The organism is Peribacillus sp. FSL E2-0159, from assembly GCF_038643155.1.
In the GTDB taxonomy this organism is placed as follows: Bacteria; Bacillota; Bacilli; order Bacillales; family DSM-1321; genus Peribacillus; species Peribacillus simplex.
Map to the genome: position 1 here is coordinate 5,785,547 of NZ_CP152053.1, position 25,661 is coordinate 5,811,207.

Consider the following 25,661-nt stretch of genomic DNA (forward strand, 5'->3'; position numbering starts at 1 on the left):
ATAATTTTTAGCTGCTAATCTATATAAAATACCCTTATTTGGTATAAAATAGTAAAATAGAGAGGTAAATGAACCTCAATCAAGAGGGTTTGTTCACTTGTTTATCATTTGAATTTAAGGGGTAAAGATTTCCATTATTACTTTATCCGATCGTACAGTTTCACTTTTGTTAAAATCGAGTCGGTGTCAGGGGGGGAACGGATGAAAAGAAATCATACGATGATGCAATTTTTTGAGTGGCATCTAGAGGCAGATGGTTCTCATTGGGACAGATTGAAATATGCAGCCTCCAAGTTGAAGGATATAGGAATCGACTGCGTTTGGCTTCCGCCAGTTACCAAAGGGCAATCCGTTGGGGATAATGGATATGGAATATATGACGGTTACGATTTAGGGGAATTTGACCAAAAAGGAACAGTTCGTACCAAATACGGGACCAAAGATGAATTGCTGCAAGCAATAGAAACCTGTCATAACTACGGACTTTGTGTTTATATCGATTTAGTCATGAACCATAAAGCAGGAGCTGACGGAACCGAAAAATTTGAAGTCATTGAAGTCAATCCAGACAACCGTATGGAAGATATCTCAGAACCATTTGAAATGGAAGGCTGGACAAAATTCGATTTTCCAGGCCGTAAAAATAAATACTCTGATTTTAAGTGGAACCATAATCATTTTAATGGTACAGACTATGATGCCGAAAACGACAAAATGGGCGTATATCGAATCACAGGCGAAAATAAGCACTGGAATCAGCATGTCATCGATGAATTCGGAAACTATGATTATTTAATGTTTGCTAACATCGATTACAGCCTGCCAGAAGTTCGTCAGGAAATGATTAGTTGGGGAAAATGGATGGTTGATACGTTAAAGTGTGATGGTTTTCGTTTGGACGCCGTTAAACATATCGATTATGAATTCATCAATGATTTTCTCCAAGAACTCATTCCTTATACAAAGGAACATTTCTTCATGGTCGGCGAATTTTGGAAGGCAGATGTTAAAGCTTGTCAAACTTACTTAGAGCAAACCAATCATGACCTCAACTTGTTCGATGTTTCCCTGCATTATAAATTTCATGAGGCCTCAAAAGCAGGGACAGACTTCGACCTCTCAACCATCTTTGATGATACCCTCGTCCAAACCAATCCGGCACAGGCCGTCACTTTTGTCGACAACCATGACTCCCAGCCTCATGAATCACTGGAATCTTGGGTAAAGGACTGGTTTAAACCATCGGCATATGCACTTACCTTGCTGAGACTTTGCGGTTATCCTTGTGTCTTTTACGGGGACTATTATGGAATCGGCGGACCTTCTCCGGTGCCTGGGAAAAAGGATATTCTAGATCGCCTATTATTTGCTAGGTATGAAAAAGCTTACGGAGAACAAACGGACTACTTTGATGATCCAAATACGATAGGCTGGGTCCGGCACGGAGTTGAAGAGCTGGAAGGCTCAGGATGTGCCGTCATTATCTCGAATGGAGATCACAACAGTGAAAAAAGGATGTTCGTCGGTGAGCATCGGGCGGGTGAAATCTGGAGTGATTTAACTTGTCATAGAGATGACCACATTACCATTGAAGAAGATGGCTTCGCGACGTTCCCCGTCCATGGGAAAAGCGTATCCGTATGGGCCTTGAATAATCCACTCTAATAAGAGAAAGCAAAGAACGGCATGTCTTTTTGCAGATATGCTGTTCTTTGCTGATGACACCTCCCTTGAAGGTTTTGAGATATATCTGTATTTCATCTAGAGAAAGATAATTTTCCATTTCAATCAATCATGGTAAGATAAGGGAAAAAGGAGTTGAAGGAAAAGTGAAAAATGAAATCATTGAAAGATTCACCTCTTATGTGAAAGTGGATACCCAATCGAACGAGGAAAATCCCTCATGCCCCTCTACACCTGGACAGTTGACCTTGGCAAATGCATTGGTCAAGGAACTTCAGTCCATTGGGATGAAGGATGTGACAATTGATCAGAACGGATATGTCATGGCAACCTTGCCAGCCAATTCAAATAAGGATGTCCCGACAATCGGTTTCTTGGCTCATGTCGATACAGCAACGGATTTCACTGGAAAAGATGTAAAACCGCAAATCGTTGATAACTATGATGGCAACGATCTTACTTTACACGAAAAATTGGAGGTCATTCTTTCACCTGATGATTTTCCTTCGCTTAAGAACTATAAAGGGCATACCTTGATTACAACGGATGGGACAACCCTGTTGGGAGCAGATAATAAGGCTGGAGTTGCCGAAATCATGACTGCCATGGATTATTTGATCCAGCACCCGGAAATCAAGCATGGAAAAATCCGTGTTGCTTTTACTCCCGATGAAGAAATCGGCAGGGGACCCCATAAGTTTGATGTAGATGCTTTTGATGCCCAATTTGCCTACACCGTGGACGGTGGCCCACTTGGAGAACTTGAATATGAGAGCTTCAATGCAGCATCGGCCAAAATCCTGATCAAAGGGACGAATATTCACCCTGGTACGGCTAAAGGAAAAATGGTGAACTCGGCGAAAATCGCCATGGAATTCCATGATAAGCTCCCAGTGGCAGAAGCACCGGAATATACGGAGGGTTACGAAGGCTTTTATCATCTGCTTTCATTTAACGGTGATGTGGAAGAGACCAAGCTTTCATACATCATCAGGGATTTCGACCGCCAGAAATTTAATGAGCGCAAGGAATATATAACAAAAGTGATTGAAGATTTAAAAGAAAAATATGGGCAAAATCGTATCCAGCTTGTATTAAAGGATCAATACTTCAACATGAAGGAAAAAATTGAGCCCGTGAAGGAAATCGTGGATATTGCCCATGAAGCAATGGAGAAACTCGATATACAACCGAAAATCTCACCAATACGCGGTGGTACGGATGGATCTCAATTATCGTTTATGGGCCTGCCAACGCCCAACATCTTTACGGGCGGGGAGAACTTTCATGGCAAATATGAATTTATTTCCGTCGATAATATGATCCTGGCCACTAAGGTGATTGTTGGCATTGCCTCACTTTTTGAAGAAAAAGCAAAGTAAGCTACTATACGTGTCTATTGAAAAACCCCCAGACTCCAAGTCTGGGGTTTTTCATCCAATATTAAGCTCGTGTCCAGTGACGGTGCTTGGCAATTGCCTCGATAAAGGCAGAACCACTATTTTTATCCGTAACAGCTACAATGCCTGCTGCTGGATCATTGGAAACGATGCCTGCCTTCGATAAGATCTCGGCTCCCTCAATTCCCGCACCAATCGCTTTGAAATGATTGTAGGCTTCAGCAACAAAGTAAATTAGTTCCTTGGATGCCTTGAGGGCACCGGCACTCTCCTGGCCTCCTGCCACATATACAGCATCGAAAAGTACCGAATCGGCTGTCAGGAATGTCTGATTCACCTCAATCTGCTGTCCTTCAGAACTTGTAATCACTCCACGATTATTACTGATGATTTCAGCCGTTATACCTGCCGATTTAAATGATTCCAAAACTTGATTAACCTCAGAGCCGTTAAAACCATCTGCAGCCAAGATTGCCACTTTTCTTGTTGCCGCCGTGTTCACCTTCATTTGTTCCTGGCTTAAAGCCGGAGAAGCCAAATCCATTTTGACCTCACTCTTGTTGGCTGGAGGATTCACGCCCACTCCAATAGCGATTGTTTTAGCCAGTTCGACATCTACATTGCTGAACATCTCGACAATTTGCTGCTGAACGTCCTTACTTTTCACTTTTCCCACTTCAAAGTGGAAAGCCTGAATAATATGCTCCTTCTCCACTTCCGTCATGCTATTCCAAAATAGTTTAGCTTGGCTGTAATGATCCTTGAAGCTTTCACTCCTCTGACGGACTTTCCTGCCATCGACTTTTTCCTGGTAATGTGCATAGCCGCCTTCCTCTTCCGAAGCAGGTTCTGGAGAGTTACCTGCAAGGGAATTTTTGTGGTAGCTGACCGGCCCTGGATTTATTGACATTCGGTGCATGCCATCGCGTTGATTATTATGAACGGTGGCAACCGTCCTATTAATCGGTAGCTCATGGAAGTTCGGTCCTCCTAATCGGGATAGCTGGGTATCGGTGTATGAGAATAAACGTCCCTGAAGCAGCGGATCATTTGAAAAATCAATACCCGGTACAACATGCCCCGGATGGAAAGCTATCTGTTCCGTCTCTGCAAAAAAGTTATCCGTATTTTGGTTCAAAACCATTTTTCCGATTATTTTCACCGGAATTTGTTCTTCCGGCCATAGTTTAGTAGGATCGAGGATATCAAAGTCGAATTTGAATTCATCTTCTTCCTTAATCATTTGCACGCCAAATTCAAATTCAGGATAATTTCCGGTATCTATCGCTTCCCACAGATCTTGGCGGTGAAAATCAGGATTCTTCCCTGCAATTTTCTGTGCTTCATCCCAAACAAGGGATTTAACTCCCAGTACAGGCTTCCAATGGAATTTAACGAAATGGGACACGCCTTGTTCATTTACAAAACGGAATGTGTGGACACCAAACCCTTCCATCATCCGGAAGCTTCTCGGTATGGCCCTATCAGAAAGATGCCACATGATCATATGAGCCGTTTCTTCATTGTTGGCGACGAAATCCCAAAAAGTATCATGGGCAGACGCGGCCTGAGGTATTTCATTATGAGGCTCCGGTTTAACCGCATGGATTAAATCCGGGAACTTAATGGCATCCTGAATAAAAAATACCGGAATATTATTTCCGACCAAATCATAGTTTCCTTCCTCAGTATAAAACTTTGTAGAAAACCCTCTTACATCACGGACCGAGTCTGCCGATCCGCGGGAACCTGCTACCGTGGAATAACGAACGAATACTGGTGTCTTGACTGAAGGGTCTTGAAGAAACTTGGCTTTTGTATATTCGGCCATCGGCTCATATACCTGAAAATATCCATGTGCTCCAGATCCACGGGCATGGACAATCCGCTCAGGAATACGCTCATGGTCAAAATGAGTCATTTTTTCACGGAAATGAAAATCCTCCATCAAAGTTGGACCACGGGTTCCCGCTTTTAAAGAATGCTCATCCTCAGAAATACGCAAACCTTGGTTAGTCGTCATCTTTTTACCATTATCGTCCACTCGATATTGATCCAACTGTCGCTGCTTACTTTGCTCATCGATTCTTCCGCTTTCATTTTCTTTCGTCATCCCACTCATTCCCCTCCATGTCTAAGAATTCAGATTAAATCATGTTGTATGTATCTACTTCATTCGAAATAATTGCGTTATCCTTCCTCATATACCACTCTATTTTGACGGATAAACAGAATTCAGAGAAAGAATCCCACATCCTCATAAAACAAAAAAATGATTCCAGTGCGGACGGATTATTTCGGGGGGAGGTCGAATTATTTCCGGGTGGGTTATCAAAACATATAAAAAACTAAGCCTATCTAATGTTTTCCAATTAAATTATCACTAGAAAAGAGCAACATTATATGGACTAAATACTTAATATTAATAATTTTTCTTCATATTTTAGTTGTAAATATAAGTTTAGGTCCATTTTTTTGTTCAAATGGATTAACATGGTTATAATTCATCAGAATATCATTTAAAGGATAAGGCTTTTTTAGTAGATTTAACTTTTGGATTGGTATAAAAATAATGGATGGATTGATATAACAAAATGAAGTATTTTAGATATTTATTATATTTAATTATTACAAGTGTAGCGTTCTATTATGTGTCCATGTCCATAACTAACGATAAAAGTTTGGTTGGAATAATAATAGGTTTTATAATAATGTTTGTAATTGTTTTCCCAATGATGTATATAGAATTTATGAAGTTTCAAAAAAAATAAAAAAAGTGGTGAAAGTTACTCTCAAAACTTCCACCACTTTTTTGTTCTAGGTATAGAAGTTAACCAATTTTAATTGGTTAACCTTGGTTAGATAACCCTCCCGCTTCTTTCATTCAACACCTTTAGTTCTTAAAGGCCTCTGAAACCTTCAAAAGTTTTCCTTTTACTTTCGTATTTTTCATCACTTTCAAGACAAGCGGTCCTTTTTCATTCAATATTTCCACATAAGAAACATTATCCTGGATCGTAATGATCCCGATGTCCCCTGCATTCACTCCATCAATCTTTGCGATGGTTCCGACAAAATCCACAGCCCTGATTTTCTTTTTCTTGCCGCCATTAAAATACAGCTTCATGATTTGTTTATTCAATTGTTCACTTTTATCTTTTTTGATCTTTGGACGAGCTTCCAGTTTCGCTTCGAATTCCATTTTTTTATTGGAGACTTCCTCTTTTGAAGGAACAGTCATCTTAGGGATTTCAAAACCAATATAGCCTTGAATCTCAGTAAGGAATTTGTCTTCGTACGGCGTCACAAAAGTAATGGCTTTTCCTTTTTTGCCGGCACGGCCCGTTCTTCCTGTCCGATGTACGTAGCTTTCCTTTTCCAATGGCAGGTCATAGTTAATCACATGGGTTATATTGTCGATGTCAATTCCACGCGCAGCAACATCTGTCGCAACCAAATAGCGGAATTCACCTCTTCTGAATTCATTCATCACTGCAAGGCGATCTTCCTGAAGCATGCCGCCGTGAATCATATCACACGGATATTCCAGTTCCAGCAGCTGTTCGCATACTTGGTCTACCCTATCTTTCGTCCGACAGAAAATGATGCAGCTATCGGGGTTTTCCGTAATGGTGACGTCTCTAAGCAGGGAAAACTTATCATCTTCTTTCACTTCGATAAGAGCATGTTCAATTTTCTCCGTCGTTAAACCCTTTGCTTTGATTTCAATATCCAAAGGATCTTTCATATATTGCTTGCATAGCTTTTTTATACTTTCAGGTAATGTAGCAGAGAACAGCATGGTTACTCTATCTTTCGGAAGCTCTTTAATAATGGCTTCCACTTGTTCAATGAAGCCCATATTCAGCATTTCATCCGCTTCATCAATAACCAAATGAGTTAAGCGTTCCAAGGCGAATGTCCCTTTCTCGATATGATCCAGAACACGCCCCGGGGTTCCAACGACTACATGGCTTTTTTGTTTCAATTCCGCTTTTTGCAGTGCGAAAGGATGTTTTCCATATACCGCAGTAGCCTTTATCCTTTTAAACCTGCCTATATTCGTAATATCTTCTTTTACCTGTACAGCAAGCTCACGTGTCGGTGTTAAAATAAGGGCCTGTGGCTTATTCTCCTCCCAATCGACCATTTCGCAGATCGGTATGCCGAATGAAGCGGTTTTCCCACTTCCTGTTTGGGATTTAACGACAAGATCCCGCTTTTTCAGCGCCACTGGAATCACTTCACGCTGTACTTCGGTTGGACGTTGATATCCCAAGCTTTCTAATGCCCTTACAATTTCATCGCTTAATGTATAATCAGTAAAACCTAATTCATTCATATAACAGCCTCTTTTGTTGTTTAGTATGTTGCTTTATTGTTTCCATAATCGTAATTTCCTTATACAAGGTTCTATTATACGCGATATGCATCGATAAACCTTGTAATAACCAAATTCAATTGTCTTATTTCAATATAATGAAACGTGTGCCTTCATTAAAACTATGGTCATCAGGCTAACATGATCTGAGTTAATCAAAATGGACCCTGCTTCTTTCAATATGCTAAAATATGTATGATATAAAAGCCGAAATAGGGTGTAGCTTCTAAACCGATGTCCAAAAGGAGTGCTGATTTATGATAATCGTAACGAATAGAATCAGAGTCAAAAAAGGGATGGGTGCAGTCATGGCCCCAGGATTTACTGCACCAGGTCCACTTGATACTACGGAAGGCTTCGTAAAAGTTGAAGTATTATTAACGCAGAATTTGTCGGACCACGATGAACTGAGCGTTAATATGTACTGGGAAAACCTTGATAACTTTACTGCTTGGAGAAATAGCGATGCATTCAAAGCTGCACATAAACGGCCTGAACCAGGTTCCGGTGAAGCAAAAAAAGAATCTCCAATTCTAGGCAGCGAGCTTACAACGTATGAAGTCGCCTCGGTAAAGGAAATAGCTAAATAATAAAATCACGCCAAAAGAGGCCGCGAAATATGCGACCTCTTTTTGTTGTTTTCTTTTTTGTGAATTACTGGGCTTCAGCTTTCTTGATTTGTTTGCTTCTAAGCTGGCCGCAAGCCGCATCAATATCCGTTCCATGTTCTTGGCGGATTTTACAATTTACGCCTCTCTTTTTCAGAGTATCATAAAACGAGAGAACGGACTCTTTTTCACTTCTTTGGTATTGACTATGCTCATCTACAGGATTATATGGAATCAGGTTGACATAGAGCCGATGTTTTTTGTCATCAAGAAGGTTGGCAAGTTGCTCGGCTTCTTCTTGATGGTCATTGACATCCTTCAATAGGATATATTCAATCGTAATTCTCCTATTCGTTTTCTCTAAATAATAATCAAGAGATTTCATTAATTTTTCTATCGGAATGCCTCGATTTATTTTCATGATTCGCGTCCTGAGTTCATTATTCGGCGCATGTAATGAGATAGCCAGATTCACCTGTAATTGGGTATCGGTGAATTCATAAATCTTATTGGCAAGACCGCTAGTCGAAACAGTAATCCGCCTAGCAGCGATAGCAAGACCCTTATGGTCCATGAGCACCTTCAAAAAGTCTATCATATTTTCAAAGTTATCGAACGGCTCACCAATACCCATTACAACAACATGGCTTACAACATCCTCTTGTTCCAATTTATCCAGATGCAGTTGAACGTTCATGATTTGTTCCACTATTTCCCCGCTGGATAAATCACGGCTTTTGGCTAATAATCCACTGGCACAGAAACTGCAGCCAATATTGCAGCCCACTTGGGTGGTGACACAAACCGAAATTCCATATTTATGTCTCATCATAACTGTTTCGATAAGGTTTCCATCCTGTAATTTAAACAAGAACTTAATCGTACCATCTGCTGATTCTTGCTTAACGTGCTCAGTCAAAGTCTGGATGACAAAGTGCTCTTCAAGTAATTTTATGCACTCTTTATTAACATCTGTCATTTCAGAGAAATTCGTCACACGTGTTCTATAAAGCCACTCCCAGACTTGGGAAGCTCTGAATTTTTTATGGCCATGGTCCAAAAGCCATGCTGTCAATTGTTCGAATGTTAAACCATAAATGGACTCTTTATTCATTCGTTACCCTCTTTTCATTACATTAAGATTTAATATTTTAACCCATTAACCTTACGGGGAATTCCCCCGGAATTAGTTCATTCATTTATGATATGGTTCATTTCTATTTATCCGAAAAGCCCGATATATTTGCTCCACTAGAACCAGTTTCATTAATTGATGCGGAAAGGTCATTTTCGAGAAGGAAAGGGCATAATCACTTCTTGATAACACCTCAGTGCCAAGCCCAAGCGATCCGCCAATAATAAAGGCAATTTTGCTCTTTCCATAAGTGGCGAGCTGATCCATATGAGTGGCCAGCTGCTCTGAAGTAAGCTGTTTTCCATTGATCTCAAGCGTTATTACGTAGGTGTCCGGGCTGACTTTCGCCAGGATTCGTTCACCCTCCTTTTGCTTTACAATGTCCATGTCCGCTGCACTCAGGTTCTCAGGAGCTTTTTCATCCGGTACTTCGACAAGTTCTATATTAGCATAGGCGCTTAACCTTTTTGTATATTCAGCAATTCCTTGCTTTAAGTATTTTTCCTTTAGCTTGCCAACAGTAATAATCGTTATTTTCATATAAGTCCTCTAGCTTTCTTTATGTTTTTACTATCAATTGTTGGATTTGCCTACCTATTATCATACCTTACAGTGACCTATAAGCAAAACAAGCATATCCTTTCCAATTTTTAATGCTTTTAAAATAAAAACCGCTGCCCCTGAAAGCGGCAACGGTAACTTTCATTATTTTTTAATGTTTATTGAAGAAATTGCGCTGGACATAGTTCAGATCCGATAAATAATTATGATTGATTATTCGTACAGCCAAAGGCTTGAATCTAAACCATTCCACCCTCCACTTTATTCTTCGGAAAATGTTAAGAACAGGTTAAGAACAGGTTACAAACATGTTATCCACAAAAGTTATCCACATATCCACAAAAACTATCCACATCTAGTATGGGAATATTAGTTCCCTACTAGATATATTGCCACGTTTCGACAATATTCACAGGTTGTTGATAACTGATTTTCTTCGGGAACCAGCGTTAAAACAGGATAGGTTTCACATTCGTATACCACTTCATCCAGCGCCATGTCCACGTGTTCCTGACAGCAATATAATTTCATCTTTCATATCTCCTTTCCCACTCATTATTCCCAGTACTTCTGTTCCCAATTATCCACAAGTTACTTGAAATCTTTAATTTCAGTATATATCCACAGGTAATCGTAACAAAAAATAAGAAAATCGCAAGGAAATAGAAAGGACAGGAAGCATTTTCTGCCCCCTGTCCTTTTGTGCTTTAAATTTCGCTGCTTGAAAGAGTGACTTCCGTAGTTTCCTTCTTACCGTCCCGGTAATAAATGATTTTAACTTTATCACCGATTTTCTTTTCATTGTAAAGGTATTTTCGTAATTCCACGACGTCATGGATTTTTTCATTATCCATTCCAACAACGACGTCAAATTCCTTCAATCCTGCTTTAGATGCTGGAGAGTTGCTTTGAACACCTGTTATTGCAACGCCAGAAGTAACTTTCCGTGGCAACTTTAATGTATTTTGTTGATGATATTGGGAAATTTCTTCTACAGATGCCAAGTTCACACCCAAGAAAGCACGTTTCACTTCACCAAATTCCTCTATATCATTAATAATCGGTATAACTGAATCGATTGGGATGGAAAGACCGATTCCTTCCACTGCATTTTCTGCAATCTTCATCGAATTTATTCCGATGACCTGCCCTGACATATTAACGAGTGCCCCACCGCTGTTACCTGGGTTAATCGCCGCATCGGTCTGGATGACCTCCGCATTCCAATCCACTTGTCCGTCCTCATTGATATCCACCTCTATCGTACGCTCCAAACCAGAGATGATCCCTTGTGTAATCGATCCAGAGAATTGAAGCCCTAATGGATTACCAATGGCAATTACGGGCTCCCCAGGTTTCAATTTGCCGGATTTTCCGAATTCAGCAATGGTTTTGATTTTATCACCGTTAACGACAATGACGGCTAAATCTGTCCATGGGTCACTACCTTGTAGTTCAGCTGGCAATTTAGTGCCATCACTTAATGTCACTTCCAGTTCATTAGCGCCTTCAATAACGTGATTATTCGTGACGATATAGGCCTTGCCGCCATCTTTTTTGTAGACGACTCCAGAACCAGTGCCGGCTTCTGCCGAACTGTCCTCTGCGTTGCTCCCTTGATCCCAGAAGTTCGTTTCCTGAATGTTAGTGATGCCGACCACTGCGTCGCTGGCTTTATCAACGGCATTGGTGACGGCACTTGTTACATCAACTGTAAGGTTTTGCTGGGCCTGTTCCGTGGACTCACTCCCCGTTGATTTTTCCGTTGTAATTTCGTTATCATCGTTATTTAACAGCCCGCTTCCCGGCAACATAAGTAAGGCCCCGATAATGACGCCCCCCAAGCCTGCTAGAAAATAACTCGTATGGCTTTTTTTCCGTTTATTTTGGTTCTCATCATTCTGATCATAATAACCCAAGACCGCCCCATCCTCTCATTTTAGGAATGAATTATAGCAATTCTATTGTTTGGTATCCTCCCTCAATTATACTCAATTACCGGATTTTTTCTAAAAAAATGCATGCTTTTATTTAAGGGAAAACGTAAAATTGACTAGTATACAGCCATTTTCCGTTTACCTATACAGTTCTAACCAAACGATACCCTCTTTAATCAGGTTCGTAACTTACGGATCGCAATTTTAAAAAATAAAAAGGAATGAACAAGGTATCCCTCATCCATTCCTTTTATTTATAACGTAACAAGTTCCGTTGGTCTTTTCGGGTCAGTATCATATAAGGAAAATTGTTCACCAACGATGATCCCCTTTGTCTTTAACGTCTGTTCCACCGACATTCTTGCTAGATCCTTCATATTGTTATCAAGGCTTAAGTGGGCCAAGTAAATCCGCTTGGTCTTATTACCGGCCACTTCACTCATTGCAAGGGCAGCGTCTTCATTACAAACATGTCCGACATCACTTAAAATCCGGCGCTTGATGCTCCATGGATATTTTCCCATCCTCAGCATGGACACATCATGGTTACTTTCAAATACATAAGCATCGGCATTCGAGATGATTCCTTTCATCCGATCACTTACGTACCCTGTATCAGTAATGACCACGAGTTTCTTATCTTCATGATGAAAAACGTAAAACATCGGCTCTGCCGCATCATGTGAAACGCCAAAAGATTCTATATCAAGACTGCCGAACGTTTTGACCTGTTCCATTTCAAATGTGAATTTTTGTTCGGTTGCAATTTCACCGATTGATCGATCCATGGCATTCCATGTTTTTGCATTCGCATATATCGGGAGTTTATGTTTTCTGGCAACCACGCCAAGACCTTTAATATGGTCGCTGTGTTCATGGGTAACAAGGATACCGGATAGCTTTGACATATCTCGGCCTATATCCTGAAACAATGCTTCCAGGGCTTTACCGCTTAAGCCGGCATCGACAAGGAATGATTGATCCTCCGTTTCCACGAAAAAGGCATTTCCTGTACTCCCGCTTGCGAGAACACTAAAATGCATTGTCATCTATACTCACTCCAGTATTTTTTCTTCTGTATTCAATTCAATGACCTCTCCATCAAAAGCGTTCACGAAGAGATCCGTTTTGTCATCAATGACCACCCACCATGTTGGCACAAGTAAATGTGACACAGATGTCGTCTGCAGCGAATTGTAAAAACCCAATTTTACATTCGTGACCTTGCTTTTGGGATCAATATCACCATTATCATACAATTCTCCAATAGCAGTTAAAGCAGATACCAATTCTTTAGGTTTATTGAATTTTTCGATGCCCTCTAAATACATCTGTTCGTAGGAAACAATTTCACCCTTCTTGTTCAGATATAAGGTGACCTTCCCCTTACTATTATTATAAAACATCTTTTTATCTGCCACTTGATAGCAGATGATGGTCTGGCTGATTTCATCATAGCTCCAAAAATGATACTCATTTCCATTCAAAATATACTCCTTCAGGAATATATCAAGGTCTGCAGCATTAATTTCCGCTTTCATGCCAACCGGTGTTTTAAATGTACCCACAAGCTTCTCATCATCGATGATTTTTGCTTTTTGATTTTTCAGGTGCTGTATATCTTTCTTCTCGAAAGTCTTGCTTTGGGCAATCAGGAATTGATCTTTCAACTTTTGTTTCGGGAGTGGGGTTTCTATTGAAATCTCATCTTCTTTCAAAAGTTCATCCGTAAGGGGCTCCGTAAAGCTTTCTAATTGGGAGTCATTAATCTTTTCCAGGAATTGATAAAGAAGAAAAATATTCAAAATGAAGAAAACCATGATGAATATCGATTTTGTATTATTCCAATCCACTTTGATCGCCTCCTTCTTCAAAAGGCACAATAAACCATTTATCGCCTACACGATAATACCAAGTGGGATCAAGTGTAACTAGAGTTACAAGTTTGGAATCTAGAGATTTATTCAGTTTATAGCCAATCGAGATGTCCTCCACGCTTTTGAAATCGATATTATCTTTCGATTTCAGCTGTTTCAATACTTCTCTACCACTTGGTAAAGTCTTTACCGATTCTTCTGATGGGAGGACTGAGTCAAGTGAAAAGTACGGGCGGTCATAGCTATAAATTTCTTCTTTCCCCCAAATTTGCTCGATTTCAGTCATTCCGTAATCATTGAAGGCCGGGTAACCATTCACGAATAAGCGGAATACCACTCGCTGTTCATTCTCCGACATATAGGCAAAGCGATAATTGTTATCTTCCCAACCAGCATGATCATTGATGAAATCGATGCTTTTTTGCAAAAGGTCACTGGAACTGTCCAAAAACTTGCTCTTTTGTGCCGGATTGATATAAGAAATTAAGTAATTCTCTTTATTGACCGTCATAAGTCTTGTTCCATCCGTGTATTCCTCACCGACCGAAACGGATTCCTGACGTACGAACTTCGGATAACTAAATAACGCATTTTTCAAGTTTCCAATATCCAAATAGTCAATATAATATTCAAGTCTGTTGATCTCCACTGGGTTTTCCGGGACGAACAGCGTCCTTTTACTGTTTATGGTTTCGGCCGTGTATTCAGGGTGCTTATCGTAAGAACCCCTATAAAATGAATTCATGAAATTCCTTAGTTTTTTAGAGTCAACCATACCTTGATAAATCTTCTCTTGATCGTAGGAAACAAAATAAACGGCAGATTCGTTACCACTGATATCCTTTTGTTTAATGATGATTCGATCAAACGCAAATTCAGGCACTTCCTTATCCCTTATATTCAATACCGTTTTATAAAGGGCAATGGGAATATCATCGGAAAATTCGATTTCAATCGATCCATCTTCATGGACAAAATCGTCAAATTTCCTTTGCAGCCTTTTTACGGATACCTCTTTTATGCCGCTGAAACGCCATTGCGAAAATTGTTTTTCCATTTCATTTATTTCTACCGGATTGGAAGTCTGGAAATGCTGCCCATTGCCATGGTAAAGGATACTGACTGGTTTAATGACATCACTGACAATCTGGACATCGCTTTTAATCTTTATAAATTCAGATGATTGTTCGAATGGATCATATTCAGGCTCGTACGTCCAAATGCTCCATGTCAAAAAAATGCTTGTCCCAACCAAAATAATCAGTATGATACTTTTTGCACGTTCAAAATTCATGACCAATCATCCTCTTCTTCCTGTTCGTAAGGAAGTGTAAAGAACACGGTAGTTCCTTTTCCATCCACACTTTCCGCCCATATTTTCCCGCCATGCGCCACGACCATCTCTTTTGCAATCGCTAAACCAAGCCCTGTCCCGCCTAAGTTCCGGGCCCTAGCTTTATCCACACGGTAGAAGCGGTCGAATATTTTATCAATGACGTTTTTCGGGATACCCACTCCTTGATCTGTAATGCTCACAATGATAAAGCCATCAGATGCCCTGACGCGGAAAGTCACTTGACCCCCTTCAGGTGAGTACTTTAATGAGTTGGAGATTACATTATAGAGAACCTGGGTAATTTTATCTTCATCAATATCCACAAAATAAGCTTCCTTCGGCAAATCACGCTTAAACGTGATGTCATCATTTTTCGTCATTTCAAAACGATCGATGATATGGTCATAGAATTTATTGAAATTCACCCAGCCTGTTTTAAGCCTGTAATCTTTACTGTCCATTTTCGAAAGCTGTAACAGATCATTAACAAGCCTGATCATTCGCTCCGTTTCATTTTGGGTCACACTTAAAAAGGATGGAGCGATTTCCTCGTCCTTCCATGCACCTTCAGCCAATGCCTCCAGGTAACTTCTCATCGTCGTAAGCGGCGTTCGCAGTTCATGTGATACATTGGCAACAAATTCCCTGCGTTCACTCTCGATTTTTTCCTGCTCTGTTATATCATGCAAAACAGTAATCAAACCATTAACGAATCCCGTTTCCTTTTGAATGACCGAAAAGTTCCCCCTCAAAATGAAAGGCCGATTTTTTTTGCTGTAATCCAGGATTACGGACTCTCTCTCTTCCAGTAAATCCTCAAATTTATATTCCTCTTCAAGACCCAAAACCTCAATGATCGGTTGGTTCATGACGGTTTCACGCGAGACATTCAATAATTGTGCCGCCGGTTCATTAATCAAGTTCACCCGACCGCGCCTGTCCGTTGAAATTACGCCATCCGTCATATTGGCAAGGACAGATGACAGCTTACGCCGCTCTCCTTCTGTGCTTGATTGCGACTCTTGAAGCTTTTTGGTCAAATTATTGAAAGTGACGGCAAGCTGGCCAATTTCATCATCGCCATATACCCTAACTTTTCTCGAGAAATTCCCTTTTGCCATCACCAGTGCCTGCTTTCTCATATCAGACATTGGTCTAGTGATCGTTCGTGCGAGCAGGATCCCCAAGATGGCCGTAATGACTAAGGCGATGGCCGTACCCGTCATGAAAATGCTATTGATTTCATCCATCTGTTCAAAGACATTTTCCATCTCAGCTATTACATAGACGGCGCCAATGACCTCCCCATTTGCTTCAATGGGTGTCGAAAGGACCCAGAGCCGCCTGCCTGTTTTCTGATCCCGAAATATATCATTATCTTCTTTTCCATAAATGAGAGTATTTTTAATAAGGACCTCTGTTGTCTTCTTCCCTACAATATCCTGGTTACCTGGGGCTGAAGTTCCGATCACACGTCTGCTGCGGGTGTCGATGACACGTACTTCCGAAATATCATTCGATGAATTATCCCGGTCTTTCAATATCGTATCAATCGCTTCTTCGAGAGTAGGATCTTCCTCTCCCCTCTCTTTTTCCATTTCTTCACCAATACTGTAGGTAAGCAGGTTAACGTGTCCTTTTATTGATTTCGTAAAGTTCCCGACAAGATTTTCTTCCAATTCCCCAACAAAATATACCCCGATTATTTGCATCGCTACGAAAATGAGCAATACATAAATCAGAACAAATTTAAAATGAATTGAGCGAAAAAAACCAACCTTTTTCATAGAAACTACTCCTGTTCAGGGTTACGCAGGTAATAACCGACCCCTCTTCTAGTTACAATCCAGCCAGGATGGCTTGGATTGTCTTCAATCTTCTCACGAAGACGTCTGACCGTTACATCGACCGTCCGTACATCACCAAAATAATCATAGCCCCACACGGTTTGTAATAAGTGCTCCCTTGTCATGACCTGACCGATGTGCTTCGCTAAGTAATGAAGCAACTCAAATTCGCGATGCGTCAATTCAATTGTCTCGCCCCGCTTGGAGACCACATAGGCATCCGGATGGATAGTAAGCGTTCCTATCGTAATTTCCTTCGGTTCATTTTCTTGATCAGGAACCGGAACAGCTTGCTGACGTCTTAAGTTTGCCTTAACGCGGGCAATTATTTCCCGGGTACTAAATGGCTTTGTCACATAGTCGTCTGCACCAAGCTCCAACCCTAAGACCTTATCTATCTCCGAATCTTTTGCCGTTAACATGATGATCGGCGTTTCATACTTCTTCCTTACTTCCCTGCAAACTTCCATCCCATCGCGCTGCGGTAGCATGATATCAAGTAAAATCAAATCGGGTTGCCGTTCTTCTACCATTTTGAGGGCTTCATTGCCATCATAAGCACAAAAAACTTCATAGCCCTCTTTTTTTAGATTGAATTGTAATATATCAGCAATTGGCTTTTCGTCATCCACTACCAGAATCTTTTTATCCATGTACTTATCTCCTTTTTAATAACTGAACTGAATCTATTAAAAACCGTGTCCTTATCCGGGACCTTATTCACTTTTCCTTCTGCTTGCACCAAGCTGGCAACCTAATTCAGCAAAGGTATATATATATACCCAATAAAAGGGGCTGAACACCGGGATGAAAGCAAATTGTCTCTATTCTACTTTATCATTTTATAGGCATTAAATCACCTTTTTCCTATTATTCTCATCTATGTATGAAGCAGAAGAAGTCTTCGAATATTTTTCGAAGACTTCCAGCGATTACTGACTTATATAGTTTAGCGGATTAACGAGAGACCCGTTTTTATATATCTCAAAATGGAGGTGGACACCAGTCGAGTGCCCTGTTGAACCCATCATGCCAATTTTCATGCCTTTTTCAACCTTTTGTCCTGCTGTTACATCTATTGAATCCAAATGGGCATACACTGTCTTATACCCATTATTATGATTGATCGTTATCTTATTTCCATATCCTCCGGAGTTTCCGGCAGTTTCGATTATCCCATGATCTGCTGCCGTTATGGTCCTGGTGGTTGGCCGGGCAATATCAATACCTTTATGAAGTTTCCCCCAGCGCTGTCCCTGCTTACTGGAAATATAGCCCCCATCTGCAGGCCATGAATATGTACCGCTGCCCTGTGAAGGAATGACCTTCGTGCCTTTTCTAGTGATTTCTGTTTTGGCTTTTTCCGTGACTTCTTTGTTTACGATCGTTTCACTGATTTTCTTTCCGTTTGTCTCAGATACATTATAGGTGTACGCAAGAATCCCCTCATTCCCTATTTGTTCAGTAATGAGTTCGCCCTTAGGAAGTTCGTCATCCTCCTTAACTTTCTTTTCAAAAGGAATCCTCTCTTCCTTAAATACTTCTCTTTCTACCATTACGTTCACATAGGGGTTACGCTGGGTCACATAGAGACGCTCGCCCTCTTTAACCCCTTTGTTCTTATCTTTTCCCGGATTTAGCTCCAGCAGTTGATCCAGGTCCATATCATGCCTAGTGGCAATGGCTTCAAGGTCCTCATCTTCCTTAGCCTCATAGAGCGTCGTTTCTTCCTTTCCTTCTTCTATCATGGAAAGGGTCTTATCGACGCTCTTGATTTCGTCTGGATTTACCATTGTCTCTTTAAACGTAACGGGAAGTGAAAATTGGATGTCCAGAATTCTACTTCCTGGCTCTTTTAACGAATCCGCATCTTTTTCACTTTCTTTTTTACCTGACTCGTATTCAGCGTATTCCTCTTCATTTACATATAATAAAGTGAGTTTCTCCAGAACGTCCTCGGCATCATCCTTTGACGCAACATAAGCGACCGCCTGATTATCTATGTCGATTTCATACGCCTCTGCCTTCACATTCAACTGATCTTGAATTCCCTTAACAGCCTCATCCTCGTTTACCTTTTCATCGAATACCTCTTCAGGTACAAACATCAGCTGTGAATCCCTATCGAATGTAAAGTCAGGATAATCTTCCTGTGCTTCTTCTACCTTACCGGCTACGATCTTTTCGATTTCCTTTTCATCCGTCACACTTCCGACGAACTCATCGTTAAGATAAACATGCTGTATGGTTGTAGTTTCCGATAGCCCAGCAGCAGTTGCCCGATTTCCTGCAAGCACTAAAATGACGGAAACCATCAACAGGATGATCCCCTTACCTTTCGAGCTAAACATATATTGTCCTCCTTAACGGCTCAGTCACCAATTAAGAAACTAATCAAATTTATTTTGAGTTTTATTAGTCCAATTTAAATATCCACATGCTTATGACTGATTTCTATAATGATTTTTATCACTCATAACTCTACCATATTAAGAAAAAAAACAAGAAACAGACTTCATAATGTAATAGAACTGTATAAATGGTGACAACATGTACCAATAAATATGGTATTGAGTAAGGTTCAAAAAACTGCGGAAAAAGGAGTGGAACTAAGCCCAGTAAGGTTAAAAGCGAGTAATATGCCGAATTGGTCGAAATTGGTATGTTACAAATCGTTAACAATCTATTAACAAGATTTCATTCAAAATACGTTGGACGCAAAACAAAAAAACGCCCTAAAGGAAAGGCGTTATTAAAAGGATGGCTCAGGACGGAATCGAACCGCCGACACAAGGATTTTCAGTCCTTTGCTCTACCGACTGAGCTACTGAGCCAAATATTCTATTTTAAAAAAATAAAATGGCGGTCCCGACGGGAATCGAACCCGCGATCTCCTGCGTGACAGGCAGGCATGTTAACCGCTACACCACGGGACCAGTAAAGCATTTATATAAAGAAGTGACCCATACGGGATTCGAACCCGTGTTACCGCCGTGAAAGGGCGGTGTCTTAACCGCTTGACCAATGGGCCGGAAAAAATGGTGAGCCATGAAGGATTCGAACCTTCGACCCTCTGATTAAAAGTCAGATGCTCTACCAACTGAGCTAATGGCTCGTTCTAATGAAATGTTTCTTTGCAGGATCTGAACTTCACATCTCCATGCAGCTTGTTAATGGCTTGTTCTATTGTGACGACGCTTTTGATAATATCATGGTTAATATAGTTTAGGCAATAGTTTTTTGAAATTAAATTATTTTTTTTTTATCTTTTTCATTTTCCCTACTGTTTCAATCCATTCATTCGGTATCCAGGACCTCCCGAATAATGCATGGATCTTAATAATGAAAGAAGAGCCGGCAAAAAAAGCCAGCTCCTTTTTGATGAATTACGCTAGACGCCAAGGGCTTCTCACGACATTAGTTTGGTTACGGTCAGGACCGACAGAGAAAGTGGTCAAAGGAATGCCTACCAATTGAGATACGCGCTCTACATAGTGGCGAGCGTTCTCTGGAAGCTCATCCAATGATTTGCAACCTGTGATGTCTTCTGACCAGCCTGGAAGCTCTTCATAGACTGGTTTACATTCGCCAATCGCTTTCAAAGTCGCTGGAACCTCATGAATGATCTCGCCTTTGTAATCATAAGCCACACAAATTTTGACCGTATCCAGACCTGATAATACGTCAATTGAGTTCAATGATAAATCGGTAATCCCGCTGACACGGCGAGCATGGCGAACGACAACAGCGTCAAACCAGCCTACACGGCGCGGTCTGCCTGTAGTTGTACCATATTCACGGCCAATTTCCCGGATTTGGTTGCCGACTTCATCATGTAATTCTGTTGGGAAAGGACCATCGCCCACACGGCTTGTATATGCTTTACATACTCCAACCACATGGTTGATTTTCGTAGGACCTACACCAGAACCGATCGTAACTCCACCTGCAACTGGGTTAGATGAAGTGACGAATGGGTATGTTCCTTGATCGATATCAAGCATGACACCTTGTGCCCCTTCGAATAATACCCGTTTTCCTTCATCAAGTGCGTCATTCAATACAACAGATGTATCACAAACATATTTCTGCACTTGTTGTCCGTACTCATAGTATTCTTCCAGGATATCCTCGATTTTGAAACCTTCCGTTTCATAGAAACGTTCAAACATACGGTTTTTTTCGACAAGATTTTGAGACAATTTTTCCTCGAAAATTTCACGGTCCAAAAGGTCTGCCATACGGATTCCGTTACGAGCAGCTTTGTCCATATATGCAGGACCGATTCCTTTTTTAGTCGTTCCAATTTTGTTGGCGCCTTTACGGTCTTCTTCGACTTCATCCAATTTGATATGGTAAGGAAGAATGACATGTGCACGGTTCGAGATACGAAGATTATCCGTACTCACTCCGTGGCTATGTAAATAAGCAAGCTCCTCTACAAGAGCTTTTGGATCAACCACCATACCATTTCCAATGACACAAATCTTATCACTATAAAAAATCCCTGACGGAATTAAATGCAGTTTATAGGTAACGCCGTTAAATTTTATTGTATGCCCTGCATTATTCCCACCTTGATAACGAGCGATGGCTTCCGCATTCTGGGATAGAAAATCTGTTATTTTACCTTTACCTTCGTCTCCCCATTGTGTACCGACTACTACAACTGATGACATCTGAATAAAGCACCTCCAAAGGTTCACGTAATACCGATTATTAACCGGTTCTTATCAAACAAACCTATTTTATCAATAATCCAAACTGGAAGTCAATACAAAATCCGAACAATACACTTTTTAAAAAATTCTTTGTTCGTAAATATGAGAAATTTCTTTCCGGTTTTTTTGGATTGTCAAACATTATTGTACCCTCTGATTTCTTTTCTATTATCATAACGGCCTTTCTTTTTCCCGAAACAGAGAAAGCCCGCCATTGTATGAATGGCAGGCAGTTTTCTATGCGCCTGGAGACATCGAATCATCATCGAAGCGACGTTCGAGGTTAACGAATTTATTATATTCTTTCACGAATGCAAGCGAAACCGTGCCTACTGGACCATTACGCTGTTTCGCTATAATGATTTCAATGATATTTTTGTTCTCGGATTCTTTATCATAATAATCATCACGGTATAAGAATGCGACGATATCCGCATCTTGCTCGATACTCCCGGATTCCCGGATATCAGACATCATCGGACGCTTATCCTGACGCTGCTCCACTCCCCGCGATAGCTGGGAAAGGGCGATGACGGGCACTTTAAGTTCACGGGCGAGCGCTTTAAGTGAACGTGAAATCTCGGATACCTCTTGCTGACGGTTGTCGCCTGAACGACCATCGCCTTGAATTAACTGCAGGTAATCGATCAATATCATGCCAAGGCCATGTTCCTGCTTCAAACGACGGCATTTTGAACGGATTTCACCAATCCTCACACCTGGCGTATCATCGATATAAATGCCGGCATTCGACAAGCTTCCCATCGCCATCGTCAGTTTACGCCAATCCTCATCAGTTAAGGAACCTGTCCGTAAATTCTGAGCGTTGATATTCCCTTCAGCACAGAGCATACGCATAACGAGCTGCTCTGCACCCATTTCAAGACTGAAAATCGCTACATTCTCCTCCGTTTTGGTCGCAACATTTTGAGCGATATTCAATGCAAAAGCGGTTTTACCAACCGAAGGACGGGCACCCACTATGATGAGGTCATTACGTTGGAACCCTGCTGTCATTCGATCCAGTTCAGCAAACCCTGTCGGTATTCCCGTGACATCCCCTTTACGGGTAGTCAAAACTTCTATGTTATCGTACGTCGCAACCAATACATCTTTAATATTTTGAAAAGACCCGGAATTTTTACGCTGGGCCACTTCCATGATCGTTTTTTCTGCTTCCCCGAGCAGCTCCTCGACCTCGTCCTCGCGACTGTAGCCTTCCTGAGCGATGTTGGTCGCTGTCCTGATCAAACGACGCAGCAATGACTTCTCTTCGACAATGCGGGCATAATATTCAATATTGGCCGCGGTTGGCACCGATCCGGCCAATTCACTTAAATAAGAAACGCCGCCAACCTCTTCAAGGTTTTTTGTCGCAGCCAGTTCCTCTGTCACCGTGATCAAGTCGACAGCTTTTCCTTCGTCATTCAACTTAAGCATCACATTAAAGATTTTTTGATGAGAGCTTCTGTAAAAATCCTCTGGAATCAAAACTTCCGATGTAACGGTCAATGAAGAGGGCTCAAGAAAAATGGCTCCTAGTACAGCTTGTTCTGCTTCTATATTTTGAGGGGGAATCCTATCCTGAAATTGTTCTATCATATCTTAAAACCTCCCATTCTAAGAGGATACCTTTTATATGTTTCTAGTAAAAAAGAAAAAAGTGAAAGGACAACATGCCCAATCACATTTTTCGTCTATCTCTATTTTATCAATTTTTCGCAGATATGAAACAACTAAAATTAGTTAATTTCTTTCACATGCACAGTCAGTGTCGCAGTAACTTCAGGATGAAGCTTGACTGGAAGCTTAGTATGCCCTAAAGAACGGATGCCGTCAGCAAGCTCCATTTTACGTTTATCAACCTTGATACCGTGTTTTTTCTGAAGCTCTGATGCAATTTGTTTAGTCGTGATTGAACCGAATAAACGCCCGCCCTCACCGGCTTTGGCAGATAGCTCAACCGTTAATTTCTCAAGCTGCACTTTCAATTCTTCAGCTTGCTGCAGCTCTTCTGCTGCAAGTGATTCTTCTTTATTTTTCTGAGCTTCCAATGTTTTTACATTTGTATTATTTGCTTCAACGGCCAATCCTTGTTTAAGCAGGAAATTATGTGCATAACCATCTGCAACATTTTTAACTTCCCCTTTTTTCCCTTTACCTTTAACGTCTTTAAGAAATATTACTTTCATTCTTTTTGTCCCCCTTCTAAATATTCATCAATAGCTGCTTTTAATCGACTTTCAGCTTCATTAATGGAGCATACCTGTTGAGTGGCTGCATTTGTTAGATGTCCGCCTCCATTCAACATTTCCATGATCACCTGTACATTGATATCACCAAGAGAACGCGCACTAATGCCAACTGTATCATCAGATCGCTTAGCCATTACAAAGGAAGCTACAACGCCATCCATCGTCAATAGGGTGTCCGCAGCCTGAGCAATGAGCACCTGATTATGAACCTGATCGGTTTTTGCCGCGGCAATGGCAATTCCCTTTTTATAAAAGATGACTTCTTCAATGAGCTTCGAACGTTTGATATAGGTGTCCACGTCTTCTTTTAAGAATTTCTGGACAAGTACCGTATCAGCTCCATGCGCCCTTAGATAAGAGGCTGCATCGAAAGTACGTGAACCTGTTCTTAAGGTGAAGCTTTTCGTATCGACGATGATACCTGCAAGAAGCGCCGTCGACTCCAGCATATCAATCTTTGAGCGTTTCGGCTGGTATTCAAGCAGTTCGGTTACAAGTTCTGCTGTTGAAGATGCATAAGGCTCCATATAGACGAGCAATGAGTTCTTGATGAACTCCTCACCCCGGCGATGATGGTCGATGACTACAACCTTATCGATCCTATTCAATAACCGTTCTTCAATTACCATGGAAGGTTTATGTGTATCGACCACAACCAGCAAGGTCTCATCCGTAATCATTTCAAATGCATCATCAGGTGTTATGAACCGGGCATACAGCTCTTCTTTATTTTTGATCTCTTCCATTAAACGAAGGACACTGCTATCGAGCTGCTGGGTGTTAATGACAATATAGCCTTCACGTTCATTCATTTGGGCAACTTTCAAGATGCCGATCGCTGAACCGATTGCGTCCATATCCGGGTTTTTATGGCCCATGACAATGACTTTATCGCTATCAAGGACTATATCCTTCAATGCATGGGAAATCACACGGGCACGGACCCTCGTGCGTTTTTCCATCGGATTCGTTTTGCCACCATAGAATTTCACTTTTCCATTCGCTTGCTTAATGGCTACCTGGTCACCGCCACGTCCTAAAGCGAGATCCAAGCTTGACTGTGCAAGCGTACCTAGTTCCGGTAAGGATGACACGGCCGAGCCGACACCGATGCTCAGGGTCAATGGTACATTTTGCTTGGCCGTCGTTTCCCTGATTTCATCCAAAATCGAGAATTTCCCCTTTTCAAGCTGCTGAAGGATATGCTCATTAAAAACAGCGATGAATCGTTCCGAGGAAACCCGTTTAAAGAAAACGCCATTATCCCTTGCCCATTTATCAAGAAGTGAGGTAACCAAGCTGTTAATGCTGCTTTTACGCTGATCATCCATTCCCTGTGTCAAATCATCATAGTTATCAAGAAGAATGATCGCAATTGCCGTTCGCTCATCTTCATATAATTTCTCAATTTCCACTTGCTCCGTAACATCAAAAAAGTAAAGAAGCCTTTCCTCACGCTTATGGACCACCTTGAATTTCCGATCATGGAGCGTAAGCGTCTCTGTCTCGATCTCTTGCTTGATTAACGGTACTATCGAGTCCGCAACATCGTATAGCGATCTTCCTGCCAAGGAGTCTTCACTAAAACAAGATGCCAGGAATGGATTGGTCCATTCAATGTAATAATCCTCATTAAAGAGCATGATCCCAATCGGCATTTCCAATAACGCTTCCTCACCTACCTTCTTTAAACGGTAGGATAAAGTCGTTATATACTCTTCTGTCTTTCGTTGCTTTTTTTCTACCATTCTTAATGTTAAATAAAATAAACCAGCAAGAATCAATAGTCCAACAAGTGCAATAACCCAATTATAATAAGCCAGTACGCCCAAAAGCAAAACGACCGCGGCCAGCACCCCATACAAGGGGGACTTAATCGAGTATTCTTTCAAATAAGATGGCATAGTTTCAGCTCCTAAA

At 41.1% G+C, this 25,661-nt stretch carries 19 protein-coding genes and 4 tRNA genes; 3 read left to right on the plus strand and 20 right to left on the minus strand.

Annotation, left to right across the window (positions count from 1 at the left end):
• Positions 1 to 201 precede the first annotated feature (201 nt).
• Both NYE63_RS28290 and pepT read left to right on the plus strand, forming a co-directional pair.
• The gene (locus NYE63_RS28290; RefSeq protein ID WP_342603660.1) at positions 202 to 1,665 is read left to right on the plus strand and encodes an alpha-amylase; all 1,464 of its coding nucleotides are present in this window, start codon (positions 202 to 204) and stop codon (positions 1,663 to 1,665) included.
• A 164-nt stretch (positions 1,666 to 1,829) separates the two neighbouring features.
• Entirely contained in the window at positions 1,830 to 3,065 is a 1,236-nt protein-coding gene (pepT, locus tag NYE63_RS28295) for a peptidase T (RefSeq protein WP_342603661.1), read from the plus strand.
• Positions 3,066 to 3,126: 61 nt separating this feature from the next.
• Here pepT and NYE63_RS28300 read toward each other — a convergent pair whose 3' ends face one another.
• On the minus strand, positions 3,127 to 5,196 hold the full coding sequence (locus NYE63_RS28300; RefSeq protein WP_342603662.1) for a catalase: 2,070 nt from the start codon (positions 5,194 to 5,196) through the stop codon (positions 3,127 to 3,129).
• Between the two features lie 780 nt (positions 5,197 to 5,976).
• Entirely contained in the window at positions 5,977 to 7,425 is a 1,449-nt protein-coding gene (locus tag NYE63_RS28305; RefSeq protein ID WP_342603663.1) for a DEAD/DEAH box helicase, read from the minus strand.
• 296 nt (positions 7,426 to 7,721) lie between these two features.
• On the opposite strand from NYE63_RS28305, the gene NYE63_RS28310 reads away from it, so the two are divergent.
• Entirely contained in the window at positions 7,722 to 8,054 is a 333-nt protein-coding gene (locus NYE63_RS28310; protein WP_063234288.1) for a heme oxygenase, read from the plus strand.
• A 64-nt stretch (positions 8,055 to 8,118) separates the two neighbouring features.
• Here the strand turns inward: NYE63_RS28310 and rlmN are convergent, their stop codons facing one another.
• From rlmN to NYE63_RS28400, 18 genes are all read right to left on the minus strand, one after another.
• The gene (gene rlmN, locus NYE63_RS28315; RefSeq protein ID WP_144480689.1) at positions 8,119 to 9,186 is read right to left on the minus strand and encodes a 23S rRNA (adenine(2503)-C(2))-methyltransferase RlmN; all 1,068 of its coding nucleotides are present in this window, start codon (positions 9,184 to 9,186) and stop codon (positions 8,119 to 8,121) included.
• A gap of 81 nt (positions 9,187 to 9,267) precedes the next feature.
• Positions 9,268 to 9,747 carry a 23S rRNA (pseudouridine(1915)-N(3))-methyltransferase RlmH gene (gene rlmH / locus NYE63_RS28320; RefSeq protein ID WP_063234290.1) on the minus strand — a complete coding sequence of 160 codons (480 nt, stop codon included), beginning with the start codon at positions 9,745 to 9,747 and terminating at the stop codon, positions 9,268 to 9,270.
• A gap of 390 nt (positions 9,748 to 10,137) precedes the next feature.
• Complete coding sequence (locus tag NYE63_RS28325) at positions 10,138 to 10,299, minus strand: CxxH/CxxC protein (RefSeq protein WP_065310847.1); 162 nt, start codon at positions 10,297 to 10,299, stop codon at positions 10,138 to 10,140.
• A 176-nt stretch (positions 10,300 to 10,475) separates the two neighbouring features.
• Positions 10,476 to 11,687 (minus strand): trypsin-like peptidase domain-containing protein, encoded by a 1,212-nt coding sequence (locus tag NYE63_RS28330; protein WP_342603664.1) that lies wholly within the window; start codon positions 11,685 to 11,687, stop codon positions 10,476 to 10,478.
• Between the two features lie 272 nt (positions 11,688 to 11,959).
• Positions 11,960 to 12,754 (minus strand): MBL fold metallo-hydrolase, encoded by a 795-nt coding sequence (locus tag NYE63_RS28335; protein ID WP_342603665.1) that lies wholly within the window; start codon positions 12,752 to 12,754, stop codon positions 11,960 to 11,962.
• 6 nt (positions 12,755 to 12,760) lie between these two features.
• A complete protein-coding gene (gene yycI, locus NYE63_RS28340) occupies positions 12,761 to 13,558 on the minus strand; it encodes a two-component system regulatory protein YycI (protein WP_342603666.1) in 798 nt (265 codons plus the stop codon).
• Positions 13,545 to 14,876, minus strand: a complete 1,332-nt coding sequence (yycH, locus tag NYE63_RS28345) for a two-component system activity regulator YycH (RefSeq protein WP_342603667.1) — start codon at positions 14,874 to 14,876, stop codon at positions 13,545 to 13,547. The genes yycI and yycH overlap by 14 nt, the downstream gene beginning before the upstream one ends.
• The gene (gene walK / locus NYE63_RS28350) at positions 14,873 to 16,705 is read right to left on the minus strand and encodes a cell wall metabolism sensor histidine kinase WalK (protein WP_342603668.1); all 1,833 of its coding nucleotides are present in this window, start codon (positions 16,703 to 16,705) and stop codon (positions 14,873 to 14,875) included. The genes yycH and walK overlap by 4 nt, the downstream gene beginning before the upstream one ends.
• 5 nt (positions 16,706 to 16,710) lie before the next feature.
• Positions 16,711 to 17,418, minus strand: a complete 708-nt coding sequence (yycF, locus tag NYE63_RS28355; RefSeq protein ID WP_230300213.1) for a response regulator YycF — start codon at positions 17,416 to 17,418, stop codon at positions 16,711 to 16,713.
• 279 nt (positions 17,419 to 17,697) lie between these two features.
• On the minus strand, positions 17,698 to 19,116 hold the full coding sequence (locus NYE63_RS28360) for a M23 family metallopeptidase (protein ID WP_342603669.1): 1,419 nt from the start codon (positions 19,114 to 19,116) through the stop codon (positions 17,698 to 17,700).
• A gap of 410 nt (positions 19,117 to 19,526) precedes the next feature.
• Positions 19,527 to 19,599, minus strand: a tRNA-Phe gene (locus NYE63_RS28365).
• 26 nt (positions 19,600 to 19,625) lie between these two features.
• Positions 19,626 to 19,701, minus strand: a tRNA-Asp gene (locus tag NYE63_RS28370).
• A 23-nt stretch (positions 19,702 to 19,724) separates the two neighbouring features.
• Positions 19,725 to 19,796, minus strand: a tRNA-Glu gene (locus tag NYE63_RS28375).
• Between the two features lie 8 nt (positions 19,797 to 19,804).
• Positions 19,805 to 19,880 (minus strand) — tRNA-Lys (locus tag NYE63_RS28380).
• Positions 19,881 to 20,151: 271 nt separating this feature from the next.
• Positions 20,152 to 21,444, minus strand: a complete 1,293-nt coding sequence (locus NYE63_RS28385; RefSeq protein ID WP_076368493.1) for an adenylosuccinate synthase — start codon at positions 21,442 to 21,444, stop codon at positions 20,152 to 20,154.
• Between the two features lie 279 nt (positions 21,445 to 21,723).
• Positions 21,724 to 23,088 carry a replicative DNA helicase gene (gene dnaB / locus NYE63_RS28390; RefSeq protein WP_063234298.1) on the minus strand — a complete coding sequence of 455 codons (1,365 nt, stop codon included), beginning with the start codon at positions 23,086 to 23,088 and terminating at the stop codon, positions 21,724 to 21,726.
• Between the two features lie 140 nt (positions 23,089 to 23,228).
• On the minus strand, positions 23,229 to 23,678 hold the full coding sequence (gene rplI / locus NYE63_RS28395; RefSeq protein ID WP_342603670.1) for a 50S ribosomal protein L9: 450 nt from the start codon (positions 23,676 to 23,678) through the stop codon (positions 23,229 to 23,231).
• On the minus strand, positions 23,675 to 25,645 hold the full coding sequence (locus NYE63_RS28400) for a DHH family phosphoesterase (RefSeq protein WP_342603671.1): 1,971 nt from the start codon (positions 25,643 to 25,645) through the stop codon (positions 23,675 to 23,677). The genes rplI and NYE63_RS28400 overlap by 4 nt, the downstream gene beginning before the upstream one ends.
• Positions 25,646 to 25,661: the final 16 nt, after the last annotated feature.